Origin of the sequence: Rhodoferax sp. UBA5149 (assembly GCF_002413825.1) — a bacterium.
Taxonomy (GTDB): domain Bacteria; phylum Pseudomonadota; class Gammaproteobacteria; order Burkholderiales; family Burkholderiaceae_C; genus Rhodoferax.
In genome coordinates this window covers 18,417-32,286 of sequence record NZ_DHXT01000197.1, presented here as the reverse complement: position 1 = coordinate 32,286, position 13,870 = coordinate 18,417, and the positions used below count along the sequence as shown (strand labels likewise).

The following is a 13,870-nucleotide window of genomic DNA, read 5'->3' as shown; positions in this document are numbered from 1 at the left end:
AAGCTCGACGAGCGCGGTGCGATCGTGGTGGACGATCAGTGCCGCGCCAGCTTGCCCGGCGTGTGGGCGGTCGGCGACGTGGTGCGTGGCCCGATGCTGGCGCACAAGGCAGAAGAAGAGGGTGTGGCGGTGGCTGAGCGCATGGCGGGTCAGCACGGCCATGTCAACTTCAACACCATTCCGTTCGTGATTTACACCAGTCCCGAGATTGCCTGGGTCGGGCAGACGGAGCAGCAGCTCAAAGCCGCCGGCCGTGCCTACAAGGCAGGTACCTTTCCTTTCCTGGCGAATGGCCGTGCCCGTGCCTTGGGTGACACGACCGGCATGGTGAAAATGCTGGCTGACGCGACAACGGACGAAATTCTCGGTGTTCATATCGTGGGCCCGATGGCCAGCGAATTGATCGCCGAGTGTGTGGTGGCCATGGAGTTCAGGGCCAGCAGCGAAGACATCGCCCGGATCTGCCATGCGCACCCGTCCTTGAGCGAGGCGACCAAGGAAGCCGCGCTGGCGGTCGACAAGCGTACTCTGAATTTCTGATTAATATTTTTATTAAATATGCTTCTAGCCCCCGTCTACCGGGCGCGAGAAGCTATTTAATTAATAGCAATTCGGGGTCTCGTTCGTGAGCGTCAAACAAGCTTATCAAGCCGAGCTGGTCGCGCGTGGCTACAGCGCCGATCCCGCTCAACTGCGCGCCGTGGAGGCGCTGGATCGTTGCGCCCGCGAGTGGGCGGCTTTCAAGGAAAAGCGTTCCAACGCGCTCAAGAAGCTGATCAACCGTCCCGACATTCCGCGCGGCGTCTACATGTATGGCGGGGTGGGGCGGGGCAAGAGTTTCCTGATGGATTGCTTCTTCAATGCCGTTCCGCTCAGGCGCAAAACCCGGTTGCACTTTCACGAGTTCATGCGTGAGGTTCACCGGGAGCTGGCCGCGCTGCAAGGCACGGTCAACCCGCTCGACGAGCTGGCCCGGCGTATTGCCAAAAAGCACCGGCTGATTTGTTTTGACGAGTTTCATGTCGCCGATATCACGGACGCCATGATTCTGCATCGCCTGCTGGCAGCGCTGTTCGACAACGGCGTGGGATTGGTGACCACCTCCAACTTCAAACCGGATGACCTCTATCCCAATGGCTTGCATCGCGACCGCATTCTTCCTGCGATTGCCTTGCTGAACGAAAAACTCGACGTCATCAACGTGGACAACGGAACCGACTACCGTCGCCGCACGATGGAGCAACTCAAGCTCTACCATGTGCCGCTCGGTGCCCAGGCCGACGCGGCGATGCGGGACGCATTTGACCGCCTGGCGGAGACGCAGGATGAAAATCCGGTCCTGCATATTGAGGCCCGGGAGATTCATGCTCGCCGCAAGGCCGGTGGTCTGGTCTGGTTTGACTTCAAAACCCTGTGTGGCGGCCCGCGGTCGCAAAACGACTATCTGGAAATTGCGACGCAATTTCATACGGTTCTGTTGAGTGATGTGCCCCATATGCCGGTGCGCATGGCGTCCGAAGCGCGCCGTTTTACCTGGCTGGTGGATGTGCTTTACGATCGGCGCGTCAAGCTGATTATGTCGGCGGCGGTGCCAGCGCAAGCCTTGTACACCGAAGGTCCGCTGGCCCATGAGTTTCCCCGGACGGTTTCCCGTTTGAACGAAATGCAATCCGGTGAGTTCTTGGCTTTGGAGCGTCGTGTTGTGGATACCCGATTGACATGAAAAAACTATTCTTTGTGTTGACGCTGCTCCTCACAGCCGGCTGCGCCTTCTCACAGCCAACGGGTACTGGGACCGCGCCCTCACTTGATATCGAGGGCGAGCGCGACCGAATTCAGGCTGAGCGTGCGCGGGAAGAGGCGCGCTACCAGACGGAAGAGGCGGCCTGCTACGCCCGCTTTTCAGTGACGGACTGTCAGCGCGAAGTTCGCGTGCGTCGGCGACAAGTGCTTGACGACCTGCGCCGACAAGACCTTATCCTCAATGACGCTGAGCGCAAGCGCAAGGCGCTGGCGCAGATGGAGCGGATCCAGGAGAGGTCTTCGGCCCAACCGATGGAAGAAGGCGCAGGCAGGCGGGTGCAAGTGCGCGAGGCGCCACAGGAGCGGGAGGAACGTGCCAAGCAGAAGACCTCTGCGGCCCTGAACGCGAAGTCCGGCCAGTCGACGGCTAAAAGCGCGCAAAGAAAAGTTGAGCCCGGTCACACCTCCGATGATGTTGCCGAAGAACAGAAGCGGTACGACGACAAACTCAAAGCAGCGCAGGAGCACCGCGTCAGCCGGGAAAAAAGCAATAGCGAAAAATCCGGAACCTTTTCAAAGCCCTTGCCGGCATCTCCCTGACTCCAATTCATTCGAATTGCGTGCGCGCAGCTCGACTGGATTCGAAAATTACGATCCCAGTGCTTCCAGTTTGACCACTACCAGGGACAGATTGTCGCCGCCCCCATAGCCTCGGGATCTGGCTTTTTCTATCAGGAATTCCGTTGCTTCCCGTGCTGACAGTGTGGAGAGAATAGAACCGATTTCCGCCGTATTGAAGTAGTGCCAGACACCATCGCTGCAGGCCATCAAAATGTCGCCAGCGCGTAGTTTGGGAATGAAATGGACATCTACCGGTGGGTCGCTTTCCGTTCCCAGACAGCCCATGAGAATATTGGACTGGGGATGAACGTTAGCTTGCTCCTCGGTAATCTCACCCCGGTTGACCAGCGCCTGAACGTAGGAGTGGTCCATGGTTCGCTTGACCAATTTGTTACCGTGATAGTGGTATATCCGTGAGTCACCTGCGTGCGCCCAGTAGCAATCACCCCCAGGGTTGATCAAAAATGCCGCCACCGTGCTGTGGGGCTCTTCTTCCGACGACACAGCCGTCAATTTAATGACCATATGGGCTTCCTGGACCAGCTGCATCAGTGCCACCGCAGGATCATCGGTCTCGGGAGAATAGCGCTCAAACAGCTGCCTGGCAGTCATCATGACCTGGTCGGAGGCTTTGCGTCCGCCACTACGTCCGCCCATGCCGTCCGCGAGCACGGCCAGCAGGCATCCACTGACACGCGAGTGGCTCAGCAAAACCACCTGATCTTGCTGGTAGTCACGGTCACCCTTGTGAATGCCCGTCGACGCGGTGAGTCGGTAACCTTTGGACATGTTGAGTCGCTAAAAAGCGAAGACTCCGATAAATGGGTTTGAAAGTCGTATTATCGAGCCAACTTATCACTCCATCCAGCTCGATCGATTCGGGTGTTTTCCTTGCCGATATTTTGGACTTTAATCTACATTCTCCCGAACGTCGGCTGATCGAGCTGCGCATCGAGCATGGCGATCTGGATGCGATGATAGATCGCGCAAGCGGTGAGAGCCCGCTGGATGAACTTTTGATGCGGCGGCTGAAGAAAAGGCGACTGGGTTTGAGAGACGAGATCGTGCGAATTGAGCGGATAGTGACGCCTGACGAACCCGCCTGAAGAATGAGTTTGCAAAACATTGTTCGCGAGATGTTCGCGCCCGACGGCTTGTTGTCGCGAACGGTCGAAGAGTTCATGCCCAGAGAGGGGCAAACCGAAATGGCGACAGCGATTGCCCGTACCATCGACCAGGGCGGGGTACTGGTCGTCGAGGCTGGTACCGGCATTGGCAAGACTTTTTCGTATCTTGTTCCCGCGCTGTTGAGCGGTACGCGTGTACTGCTTTCTACGGCAACCAAGACTTTGCAGGACCAGTTGTTTGGTCGTGACCTGCCGCGTTTGATCAAGGCCCTTGGCCTGCCGGTACGCATCGCCCTGCTCAAAGGCCGTGGCAGTTATGTGTGCCTGCATCGTCTGCAAGCAGCCCGGCAAAACTCGAATTCTTCTGATCACCTGGCGGTGCGGACTTTGGCCAAAATCGAGCAATGGGCGCTGGCCACCCGCACCGGCGACCTGGCCGAGTTGCCCGGTCTCGATGAGCGCTCGCCGCTCATCCCGGTGGTCACGTCTTCACGCGACAATTGTCTGGGGTCGCAGTGTCCCCAGTTCCGTGCTTGCCATGTCAACCAGGCCCGGCGCGAGGCGCTGGCGGCCGATGTTGTCGTCATCAACCATCATTTGTTTTTTGCTGATTTGGCGGTTCGCGAATCGGGTATGGCCGAGTTGCTGCCGTCTGTACAGACCGTCATCTTCGATGAAGCGCATCAACTCAATGAAACGGGCGTGCAGTTTCTGGGCAAACAGTTGACGACAGGGCAACTGCTGGACTTTGCCCGCGACATGCTGGCCGACGGTTTGCAACATGCGCGCGGACTGCTTGATTGGCAGCAGTTGGCGTCTGATATTGAGTACGCCGCGCGTGATTTGCGTCTGGTCGTGGGCAAGAGCTATCCGGGCGCCAAACTGCGCTGGGTGGAGACGGCACCGGAGCAGGTGACCGCTTCGGCCTGGAATGAGGCACTGGGTGCGCTTCATGCGGCGTGTACCCGGGCCCTGCTGGCGCTGGATACGGTCAGTGAAATCGCGCCTGACCTGGTGCGTTTGAGCGAGCGAGGCGGCATATTTATCGAACGGCTTGAATTTTTTGCGGGCGCCTGTGCGCTTGAGTCGGTTCGTTGGCTCGATGTCGGAGCGCAGCTCCGACTGGTTGAGTCACCGCTCGATATTGCGTACACGGTCCAGACGCGACTCATCAAGTCAACGGAGGAAGAGGGCGTACAGCGGTCATGGATATTTACTTCGGCAACCTTGGGGGACGACGCCCGGCTGCGCTGGTTTACCGAGCCCTGTGGCTTGGGCGACGCTGAAGTTTTGAAAGTGGGCAGTCCGTTTGACTATGCCAAGCAAGCGGCCTTGTACGTGCCACGGCACTTGCCAAAACCCAGTGATCCTGGCCATAGCGCGCAGGTGGCGGATTTTGTCGCCAGGGTGGCGCCCGTGATTGGGGGCCGCACACTGGTTTTGACAACGACCCTGCGCGCCTTGCACGCCGTTAGCGAGGCTTTGCAGCGACATTTCACAGATTCAAAAGCCCTGGAAATTCTGGTGCAGGGACAGCAACCCAAACGCGAACTGATGGAGCGATTTCGCCAAAGCGACCAGGGCGGTGGAGCTGGCTGTATTCTGGTGGCATCGGCCTCTTTTTGGGAAGGTGTCGATATACCGGGAGATGCGTTACAGATGGTGGTTATTGACAAGCTCCCGTTTCCGCCGCCAAACGATCCCCTGGTCGAGGCGCGTTCCAAGCGGCTGGAGGCTGCGGGACGCAGCGTATTCAACAACTACTTTATTCCCGAAGCGGCCATCGCCCTCAAACAAGGGGCCGGACGATTAATCCGGCGCGAATCCGATCGAGGTGTTCTGGTTGTGTGCGATACGCGATTGGTCCTCATGGGCTATGGTCGGCGGCTGCTGGCGGCATTGCCGCCCATGCGAAAAATAAGCTCGGAAGATGAGTTGACCGAGGCGCTTAATGCACTTACCAGACCTTCCACCACGGATCCGAGCTGGCTTTGAAGCCACGGGTCAGGTACTCAGACTGTGGATAGTTCTTTTCAAGCACCCGTTTTGCATCGTCACGCAGCGGCGTCAGGCCTAGTGCGTCATAGGACTTGACGATGATGAAAAGCGCCTCTTCAACGGCCGGCACGCCCTGGTAGTCGGTCACGGCGAGCTGGGCCCGATTGATAGCCGCCACATAGGCGCCCCGGCCAAAGTAATAGCGCGCGACATGCACCTCGTACTGGGCCAGTGAGTTGACAATGTAAGTCATGCGCTGGCTGGCATCCGGTGTGTAACGGGACGTCGGGAACCGGGTAACCAGCTCCTTGAAAGACTCAAACGATTCTTTGGCTGCTTTTTGATCCCGTTCCGCCAAATCCTGACGGGTAACAGAGGAGAACAAGCCCAGATCGTCATTGAAGTTAATGATGCCCTTGAGGTACAAAGCGTAATCAAGTGCCGGACTGGCCGGATGCAACTTCATGAAACGATCAAGGGTGGCAATGGCTTGCGCGGCTTCCCCTGACTTGTATTGAGCGTAGGCTTTGTCAAGTTGGGCTTGTTGCGCCAAGGGTGTTCCGGCGGCGCGACCTTCCAGCTTTTCAAGAAGCGTCACGGCCTTGTCGTAGCCACCTGAACTCAACTCATCTTTGGCTTCGGCGTAGATCTTGTTGGGACTCCAGTCAGCGGTCTTGTCCTCCGGGGTGGACGAACACCCTGCCAGCAGCAATGCCGCCCCTGTCAGCGACCAGACGTAGACAACCGATAATTTGGCTCGAAGCATGAAGGACAACTTTCTTGAAAAATTCCGAATTGATTATATCGGGCGGGCTCGATAGCGAAGATACCGAAGACCGGGCAGATACCGGGCCGGACGCCGAGTTACGTCCCCTGGTTTTTGGCGAGGCCCAGCATGGACAGCGACTTGACCGGGCGTTGGTCGAGTTGGTGCCAGAATTTTCACGGAGCTATTTACAGCAATTGATTGATCTGGAGGGCGTCACGATCAACGGCGCAGTGGTCCGCAAACCATCGACCCGCGTCAAGGCTGCGGACATCGGGACCATTGAATTGCGACCGACGCCTCAAAGCCAGGCGTTCAAGCCGGAAGTCATGGCGCTGGAGCTGGTGTATGAAGATGAACATCTGTTGGTGATCAACAAGCCGGCCGGTCTGGTGGTTCATCCTGCACCCGGCAACTGGAGTGGCACCCTGTTGAATGGCTTGCTGGCGTACGACGCGAAGGCCATGAACTTGCCGCGCGCCGGGATTGTTCATCGATTGGACAAAGATACCAGTGGTTTGATGGTCGTTGCCCGGACGCGCGCGGTAATGGATGCTTTGATCCGCTCGATCGCCGCGCGAGAGGTTGGCCGTCAGTATGTGGCGCTGGCCCATCGACCCTGGGTGGGTAGTCGCACGCGCGAAGTCAACGCACCCATGGGTCGGGACCCGCGCAACCGCTTGCGAATGGCGGTGGTCGACCTGAGCAAGAATCCGGGGAAACTGGCCAGAACAGATATTGAGCTCCTTCAAAACTGCGATCAGGGGTGTCTGGTCCGGTGTACCTTGCATACCGGTCGAACGCATCAGATTCGCGTTCATATGGCATCGATCGGGCATCCCCTGGTGGCCGATGAGCTGTATGGAGGCAGTGCGTTGGCTGGCATGCGGCGGCAGGCACTGCATGCTTGTCGCCTCGCCTTTGTCCATCCTGTGACGCAACAGTCCATGGTCTTTAAAGCCATCCTGCCAGAAGATTTGAATCAGGCTTTGAATAATTGGGCCCTAAGTTACAATCAAGACTAATGGCGTAAAAACCACGCCCCGGCAGGCAGTCGGGGTACATGCTGCAGGTTTATCAATCTGCCAGTTGCGCCCCAATATGCGCCCCAATGAATCGTACTGATTTTCACCTTGATGGTGCCCTTCCCGGAATCGCAAGACCATGAATACGGCGGATGCCAAACGCATCCTAGAAACTGCCTTGATTTGCTCGCAGCAACCCTTGCAGGTACGCGATATGCGTGTCCTGTTTGACGAGGGGTTGGGCTTGGACACGCTTAAAGCGTTGCTGCAGGAGCTCCAGCAGGACTGGATGCAACGTGGCGTAGAACTGGTCAGCGTGGCCACCGGATGGCGTTTCCAAAGTCGACCTGAAATGAGGGAGTATCTCGATCGCCTGCACCCGGAAAAACCTCCGCGGTACACCCGTGCAACTCTGGAGACGCTGGCCATCATTGCCTACCGACAACCGGTTACGCGCGGTGATATCGAGAACATACGGGGTGTGACAGTCAATTCTTTGCTCCTCAAACAACTGGAAGACAGAGGCTGGATTGAGGCAATTGGCCACAGGGAAGTCATCGGTCGGCCAGCACTTTTTGGTACAACCAAACATTTTTTGGACGATCTCGGGCTTGAGTCCCTTGATCAGTTGCCCTTGCTTGATACACCAGCGCAGCAGGCCAATGTCATTGAGGCGCTCAACACGATTGAATCTGCCACTCAAGCTGAGCTGGATATTCCACCCGCGCTTGACGCGACCTCGATTGACCGCAGTGTTGTGGCGGAACAAGTCACAACGGGCGACATCAGTTCTGATGGCGAATTATTTTTCATGACTGGGACTCAACCATGACCGTAAACAGCGCCGATACGTCGGCTCACACGAAAGCAGATTCTTTGCAACATCCGGATCAGCAGGTCGTGGCTGGACAAAGTGTGGCTGTTGTGGAATCGGGTGCCGGGGAAGATTCAAAATCGGAACTGGCGCCACGCCTCCCGACTAAAAATACAAAGAAGTCAGAGCTCGGGGTCACTGGAAATCGTTTTGATGACGTGGTATCCGGGCAATTCGACGCTGATGAAGAAAGCGTGGATCTGGTCCCTTCCAAGCGGGTACTGGCGCCACTGGCTGAAACCCCCAAGTTGCACAAAGTCCTCGCGCAGGCGGGTATGGGATCGCGACTGGAGATGGAGCAGTTGATCATGGAAGGCCGAATCACGGTCAACAATGAACCGGCGCATATCGGTCAACGGATCCAGTTTGGTGATCATGTCAAGGTCAATGGAAAGCCGATCAGGTTCCGAATTGAAACGCCGCCGGCACGGGTCATCGCTTATCACAAGCCCGTTGGCGAGGTTGTGACACACGACGATCCGCAGAATCGGCCAACCGTATTTCGCAGGCTACCCAAGCTGTTTCAAGGCAAATGGCAATCGGTTGGGCGACTGGATCTCAATACCGAAGGCTTGCTGCTATTTACCAGTTCGGGGGAATTGGCAAATAATCTAATGCACCCCCGATTCGGCTTGGAGCGGGAATATGCCGTGCGTGTGCTGGGGGCCCTGAATAAAGAAGAGAAGCAAAGACTGCTTGAGGGTGTCAAGCTGGACGACGGCATGGCCCAATTTGGTTCGATTGAAGAGGGTGGGGGCGAAGGTTCAAATTGCTGGTACCGGGTCACGATATCCGAGGGTCGAAACCGCGAGGTCCGACGTATGTTTGAGGCTGTAGGGCATGCGGTGAGCCGGTTGATCCGAATTCGTTATGGTGCCATGGTGCTGCCGCGTGGTCTCAAGCGCGGCGCATGGATGGAACTCGATGAGGGCGACATCAAGTCATTGATGCAAGCCGCCGGTACGCGAGGTTCCCGGGCGAATGGGGATGAAGCCGGTCCTGGTGGATCGGATGCGCCAACGCGCGACGGCTCCGGCCAGGCGCTTGGGCCGCGAAATCGGGGTCGAGGCGGACGTGGCAATGGACCGCGCAGCTCTGGAAATGGGCAACGCAATGCATCAACTGGCGGCGCCAGAGATGCGGGTCAAGGTTTTTCGTCGGGCTCTGGGCAAGGTCGGAATAATCGTACGGAACCGGGAGATCGGCAAGGTGGGGCAGGGCAGCCGGACCCGATGAAGACGGCTTTTGGCTACATTGGTGCAGATAGCTTTACCCGCCAGCGACAGGATCAGGGTCAAAAGCGTGGCAGCGGCGGCTCGGGAGGTGGGCAACGGCGAGGTGGACGAGGTCGCTAAGGCGCCGGTGCCCATTGATGCCCGCAGAGAGTCGCGTGATGCAGATTTTTTCAGACAAGTGCCAATTGCTGTGGTGTAGAGGTTAAAATTCAAGGCTTTGCTCAGCGGGCAAAAGTCACTATCTCAAGCTCAGGAATAATTCATGACAATCGAACGTACTCTTTCCATCATCAAGCCCGATGCGGTTGCCAAAAACGTTATTGGCCAAATTTACGCACGTTTCGAGGCCGCAGGTCTGAAAGTGGTTGCTTCCAAGATGGTTCGTTTGTCGCGCGGTGAGGCGGAAGCTTTTTACGCAGTCCACAAAGAGCGTCCTTTTTTCAAGGATCTGGTGGACTTCATGATTTCCGGCCCCGTCATGATTCAGGCACTCGAAGGTGAGAACGCTGTTTTGAAAAATCGTGACCTGATGGGCGCGACCGATCCGAAAAAAGCAGCACCCGGCACCATTCGTGCGGACTTTGCCGACAGCATTGATGCGAACGCGGTGCATGGTTCCGACGCTGTTGACGCTGCTGCCGTGGAAGTGAGCTTCTTCTTCCCCGGCATGAACGTGTACTCCCGATAATCCATCCGATGACGGCCAATCTGCTCGATTACGACCTCGAGGGTTTGGCTGTTTTTTGTGAGCGGCTGGGTGAAAAGCGCTTCCGCGCCGTCCAGCTGTTTCGATGGATTCATCAGAAAGGCGCCTCCAGTTTTGATGATATGAGTGATCTCGCAAAGTCCCTGCGCGAGAAGCTCAGAGTTTGCGCGCATGTGAAAGCGCTGGATGTGATATCGGAACACATTTCGTCAGACGGCACGATCAAATGGTTGTTTGATGTTGGTGGTGGTGATGCGGTTGAGGCTGTATTTATTCCCGAGGAAGATCGTGGAACACTGTGCATATCGTCGCAAGCGGGTTGCGCAGTAGGGTGCCGGTTTTGTTCCACGGGACATCAGGGGTTTAGTCGAAACCTGAAAACGGGTGAAATCGTCGCCCAACTCTGGTTTGCAGAGCACTTCCTGAGAAAGTATTTGCATCGGGATGATCGTGTCATCTCGAATGTCGTGATGATGGGCATGGGCGAGCCCTTGCAGAACTATTCCGAATTGGTGCCGGCATTGCGCGTCATGCTGGACGATCATGGCTATGGTTTGTCGCGGCGGCGGGTGACGGTTTCCACATCCGGTGTCGTACCGATGATGGATCGTCTGGCCCAGGATTGCCCGGTCGCATTGGCTGTGTCCCTGCATGCATCGAACGACGTCTTGCGAGACAACCTTGTGCCGCTGAATCGAAAATACCCAATTGCCGAATTGCTGGATGCCTGCAATCGGTATCTGGCGCACGCGCCGCGTGATTTCATCACTTTTGAATATTGCATGCTCGATGGCGTTAACGATCAGCCAGAGCATGCTCATCAGTTGGTGCGGTTGGTCCGCCAGCATTCAAGCGGAGGGGTCTGGTGCAAGTTCAATCTGATTCCTTTTAACCCGTTTCCTGAATCTGGTTTGCTCCGATCGCCGTCAGAAAGAATCCAGGCTTTCGCCAAGATTCTGAGTGATGCTGGTATTGTCACGACCATACGCAAGACGCGCGGTGATGATATTGACGCTGCGTGCGGTCAACTGGCAGGGGATGTCAAAGACCGTACCGGTGTCAGCGAGCGAATCGCGCGGCAACGTACGTTCATGTTGAAACCAATTTCGACGTTTAACAAAGAAACCAATGGAACTTGAAGCATGAATATGAGTGCGGCAGGATGGTTGCATGTCAGGCAATGGCTGTTCTATGCTTGTCTGCTCGTTGTTGGATTGACGGGAATTTCCGGTTGTGCTTCAAAATCGGATAGCTCTGGGCCGAACGGCAGAGGGGCCGAAATCGTCACTGATTCTGACGAGCCGGAGACGCGCAAGCGCGCTCGTATTAGGCTCGAACTGGCGATTGGCTATTTTGAGCAGGGGCAAACCACAATCGCCCTGGATGAACTCAAGCAGTCTATTGCGGCGGATCCAAACTACGGTGAAGCGTACAACTTGCGCGGTCTGATTTACATGCGCCTCAATGACTTCCGGTTTTCGGAAGAGAGTTTCAGGAAAGCATTGACTATCAATCCGCGGGATTCGAACGTCATGCATAACCTTGGTTGGTTGTTTTGTCAGCAGGCGAAATACCCGGAGTCCTTGCAGCTTTTCTCCCGGGCGCTCTCAAACCCACAATATGGGGAGCGCGCCAAGACGTTCAGGACACAGGGTTTATGTCAGGCCAGGGCTGGACTGCGAGCAGATGCCGAGCTCAGCCTATTGAAGTCTTACGAGTTTGATGCGGGAAACCCCGTTACGGCGTACAACCTGGCGACATTATTGTTCCAGCGAGGCGATTTTGTTCGGGCGCTGTTTTACGTGCGGCGTTTGAATAATAGTGACTTGGCGAATTCGGAATCTCTTTGGCTCGGGGTCAAAGTTGAACGACGGATGGAAAATCGCGAAGCCATGCTGCAGCTTGCAGCGCAATTGGAAAAACGATTTCCGAAGTCACGTGAGGCTGGCGCTTACCAGCGAGGTGCCTTCGATGAGTGAGAGTGTTTTGCCATCTTCCGATAATTTGGTGCTTGCCCAGGATTCAATCGCGCAGATATCAGGCGGGGCGATGCTTCGAAACGCGCGCGAAGCGGAAGGCTTGCACATAGCGGCGCTGGCTGTTTCTCTGAAGGTACCCGTCAAAAAACTGGAAGCGCTGGAAGCAGACCGATTTGACTTGTTGCCAGATACTGTTTTTGTCCGGGCGCTGGCCGCCAGTGTTTGTCGCACTTTGAAAATTGACCCGGCGCCGATATTGGAGAGATTGCCGCATACGACGGCGCCACGTCTGAAAACCGATGAGTCAGGAATCAACACGCCGTTTCGCGTATCCGGAGATGGATCAGGCTTCTCGTTTTGGAATCAACTCTCCAAGCCATTTGCTCTGGCGGTTTTGGTGCTTCTGCTTGGTGTGGTGGTACTTATTTTTTTTCCTTTCACGCAGCTAACTAAAATCGCCGGTGTCGCGAAGTCTGATACCGATGCGGTAGTTTTTCCACTTCCAACGCCAACGCAAACACCATTGGCAAATGAAAACCCGGCCTCTGCCGAGGCAACAGCGCGCCCCCAGTCTTCGATCTTGGCGCCTTCGGGTTTGGCGATGAATCCTGCGTCTGTTGCGTCTGCCGCGTCATTGCAGGGTGTCGCTTCGGCTGCGTTTCCTGCAGTGGTGCCTGGGTCGGAGGCGACGACGGGTGTGGTCGTCTTCAAAGCGCGTGGAGCGTCCTGGGTTGAGGTTGTCGACGCCAGTGGCGCCGTGCAGTTACGCAAGACCATGACCGGTGGGGATGTCGTTGGCGCGTCCGGTGTCTTGCCACTTTCCGTGGTGGTTGGGCGTGCCGATACCACGGAGGTTCAAGTGCGTGGCAAGCCATTTGATCTGACGCGTATCGCAAAAGATAATGTCGCTCGTTTCGAGGTGAAATAGTGGGGATTTTTTTACCGATTGATTCTGCGGCACCCAAAACGCGGCGCTCCCGCCAGGCGTCCGTGGTCTGGGGCGGACGGGTGGTTACGGTCGGTGGCGATGCGCCGGTGCGTATTCAGTCCATGACCAATACCGACACTGTTGATGTCATTGGCACAGCGATTCAGGTGAAGGAGTTGGCACTGGCAGGCTCTGAAATGGTGCGCCTCACCGTCAATACGCCGGAGGCCGCAGAAGCGGTGCCGCACATTCGGGAGCAACTTGATCGAATGGGAATAGATGTCCCACTGATTGGCGACTTCCACTACAACGGCCATCGGCTCCTGACTGATTTCCCGGCGTGCGCTGAGGCCTTGTCCAAGTACCGGATCAACCCTGGCAATGTCGGCAAGGGCGACAAGCGCGACAAGCAGTTTGGACTGATGATCGAGGCCGCGATGCGATGGAATAAGCCAGTTCGTATCGGTGTGAACTGGGGCAGTCTGGATCAGGACTTGCTGTCCGGTTTGATGGATGAAAACAGTCGACGTCCCGTGCCTTGGGATGCCAAGCCGGTCATGTATGAGGCTTTGATTACTTCCGCCATAGAGTCGGCGCGCCGTGCCGCGGAAATGGGCATGAATGACAACCAAATTATCCTGTCTTGCAAAGTCAGTGGTGTGCAGGATCTGGTTTCTGTCTACCGTGAACTGGCAAGACGCTGCGACTATCCGCTTCATCTGGGGCTGACCGAAGCTGGGATGGGCACCAAAGGCGCCGTTGCTTCGGCGACTGCGCTGTCCATTTTGTTGCAGGAGGGCATTGGCGACACCATTCGCGTTTCGCTCACACCGCAGCCGGGTGAAGCCAGAACCCAGGAGGTCGTGAT

The 13,870-nt window shown here is 56.5% G+C and carries 15 protein-coding genes; 13 read left to right on the top strand and 2 right to left on the bottom strand.

Annotation, left to right across the window (positions count from 1 at the left end; all coding sequences use genetic code 11):
• From B3V69_RS17735 to B3V69_RS17725, 3 genes are all read left to right on the top strand, one after another.
• Positions 1 to 540 (top strand): FAD-dependent oxidoreductase (locus B3V69_RS17735; protein WP_296448334.1); only part of this gene is annotated, 540 nt, incomplete at its 5' end.
• An 85-nt stretch (positions 541 to 625) separates the two neighbouring features.
• Positions 626 to 1,723, top strand: coding sequence for a cell division protein ZapE (gene zapE, locus B3V69_RS17730; protein WP_296448333.1), 1,098 nt, complete (start codon positions 626 to 628; stop codon positions 1,721 to 1,723).
• A complete protein-coding gene (locus B3V69_RS17725; RefSeq protein WP_296448331.1) occupies positions 1,720 to 2,343 on the top strand; it encodes a hypothetical protein in 624 nt (207 codons plus the stop codon). Before zapE ends, B3V69_RS17725 begins: the two co-directional genes overlap by 4 nt.
• Positions 2,344 to 2,391: 48 nt before the next feature.
• Here the strand turns inward: B3V69_RS17725 and B3V69_RS17720 are convergent, their stop codons facing one another.
• On the bottom strand, positions 2,392 to 3,153 hold the full coding sequence (locus tag B3V69_RS17720) for a PP2C family protein-serine/threonine phosphatase (RefSeq protein WP_296448329.1): 762 nt from the start codon (positions 3,151 to 3,153) through the stop codon (positions 2,392 to 2,394).
• A 113-nt stretch (positions 3,154 to 3,266) separates the two neighbouring features.
• Here B3V69_RS17720 and B3V69_RS17715 point away from each other — a divergent pair, with 113 nt between their 5' ends.
• Entirely contained in the window at positions 3,267 to 3,470 is a 204-nt protein-coding gene (locus tag B3V69_RS17715; RefSeq protein WP_296448342.1) for a YdcH family protein, read from the top strand.
• Between the two features lie 3 nt (positions 3,471 to 3,473).
• A complete protein-coding gene (locus B3V69_RS17710; protein ID WP_296448326.1) occupies positions 3,474 to 5,486 on the top strand; it encodes an ATP-dependent DNA helicase in 2,013 nt (670 codons plus the stop codon).
• Here B3V69_RS17710 and B3V69_RS17705 read toward each other — a convergent pair.
• Complete coding sequence (locus B3V69_RS17705; protein ID WP_296448324.1) at positions 5,449 to 6,255, bottom strand: outer membrane protein assembly factor BamD; 807 nt, start codon at positions 6,253 to 6,255, stop codon at positions 5,449 to 5,451. The two genes, B3V69_RS17710 and B3V69_RS17705, sit on opposite strands and share 38 nt — an antisense overlap.
• A gap of 14 nt (positions 6,256 to 6,269) precedes the next feature.
• Between B3V69_RS17705 and B3V69_RS17700 the strand changes: the two genes are divergently transcribed.
• The 8 genes from B3V69_RS17700 to B3V69_RS17665 all read left to right on the top strand — a co-directional run.
• The gene (locus tag B3V69_RS17700) at positions 6,270 to 7,280 is read left to right on the top strand and encodes an RluA family pseudouridine synthase (protein ID WP_296448322.1); all 1,011 of its coding nucleotides are present in this window, start codon (positions 6,270 to 6,272) and stop codon (positions 7,278 to 7,280) included.
• 139 nt (positions 7,281 to 7,419) lie between these two features.
• Entirely contained in the window at positions 7,420 to 8,112 is a 693-nt protein-coding gene (scpB, locus tag B3V69_RS17695; protein ID WP_296448320.1) for an SMC-Scp complex subunit ScpB, read from the top strand.
• Entirely contained in the window at positions 8,109 to 9,509 is a 1,401-nt protein-coding gene (locus B3V69_RS17690) for a pseudouridine synthase (RefSeq protein WP_296448318.1), read from the top strand. Before scpB ends, B3V69_RS17690 begins: the two co-directional genes overlap by 4 nt.
• A gap of 142 nt (positions 9,510 to 9,651) precedes the next feature.
• Positions 9,652 to 10,077 (top strand): nucleoside-diphosphate kinase, encoded by a 426-nt coding sequence (ndk, locus tag B3V69_RS17685; RefSeq protein ID WP_296448316.1) that lies wholly within the window; start codon positions 9,652 to 9,654, stop codon positions 10,075 to 10,077.
• 8 nt (positions 10,078 to 10,085) lie between these two features.
• Complete coding sequence (rlmN, locus tag B3V69_RS17680; RefSeq protein WP_296448314.1) at positions 10,086 to 11,234, top strand: 23S rRNA (adenine(2503)-C(2))-methyltransferase RlmN; 1,149 nt, start codon at positions 10,086 to 10,088, stop codon at positions 11,232 to 11,234.
• A gap of 3 nt (positions 11,235 to 11,237) precedes the next feature.
• Entirely contained in the window at positions 11,238 to 12,074 is an 837-nt protein-coding gene (gene pilW, locus B3V69_RS17675) for a type IV pilus biogenesis/stability protein PilW (protein ID WP_296448313.1), read from the top strand.
• The gene (locus B3V69_RS17670; RefSeq protein WP_296448312.1) at positions 12,067 to 13,002 is read left to right on the top strand and encodes a helix-turn-helix domain-containing protein; all 936 of its coding nucleotides are present in this window, start codon (positions 12,067 to 12,069) and stop codon (positions 13,000 to 13,002) included. Before pilW ends, B3V69_RS17670 begins: the two co-directional genes overlap by 8 nt.
• Positions 13,002 to 13,870, top strand: an 869-nt coding sequence (locus B3V69_RS17665; RefSeq protein ID WP_296448311.1) for a flavodoxin-dependent (E)-4-hydroxy-3-methylbut-2-enyl-diphosphate synthase, incomplete at its 3' end; no start/stop codon positions are given. The genes B3V69_RS17670 and B3V69_RS17665, both read left to right, overlap by 1 nt.

Excerpts from the sequence above, each read along its gene's own strand:
- B3V69_RS17725 (WP_296448331.1), top strand. The coding sequence starts at position 1,720 with ATGAAAAAACTATTCTTTGTGTTGACGCTGCTCCTCACAGCCGGCTGC.
- B3V69_RS17720 (WP_296448329.1), bottom strand. The coding sequence starts at position 3,153 with ATGTCCAAAGGTTACCGACTCACCGCGTCGACGGGCATTCACAAGGGT.
- B3V69_RS17710 (WP_296448326.1), top strand. The coding sequence starts at position 3,474 with ATGAGTTTGCAAAACATTGTTCGCGAGATGTTCGCGCCCGACGGCTTG.
- B3V69_RS17705 (WP_296448324.1), bottom strand. The coding sequence starts at position 6,255 with ATGCTTCGAGCCAAATTATCGGTTGTCTACGTCTGGTCGCTGACAGGG.
- scpB (WP_296448320.1), top strand. The coding sequence starts at position 7,420 with ATGAATACGGCGGATGCCAAACGCATCCTAGAAACTGCCTTGATTTGC.
- B3V69_RS17690 (WP_296448318.1), top strand. The coding sequence starts at position 8,109 with ATGACCGTAAACAGCGCCGATACGTCGGCTCACACGAAAGCAGATTCT.
- ndk (WP_296448316.1), top strand. The coding sequence starts at position 9,652 with ATGACAATCGAACGTACTCTTTCCATCATCAAGCCCGATGCGGTTGCC.
- rlmN (WP_296448314.1), top strand. The coding sequence starts at position 10,086 with ATGACGGCCAATCTGCTCGATTACGACCTCGAGGGTTTGGCTGTTTTT.
- pilW (WP_296448313.1), top strand. The coding sequence starts at position 11,238 with ATGAATATGAGTGCGGCAGGATGGTTGCATGTCAGGCAATGGCTGTTC.
- B3V69_RS17670 (WP_296448312.1), top strand. The coding sequence starts at position 12,067 with ATGAGTGAGAGTGTTTTGCCATCTTCCGATAATTTGGTGCTTGCCCAG.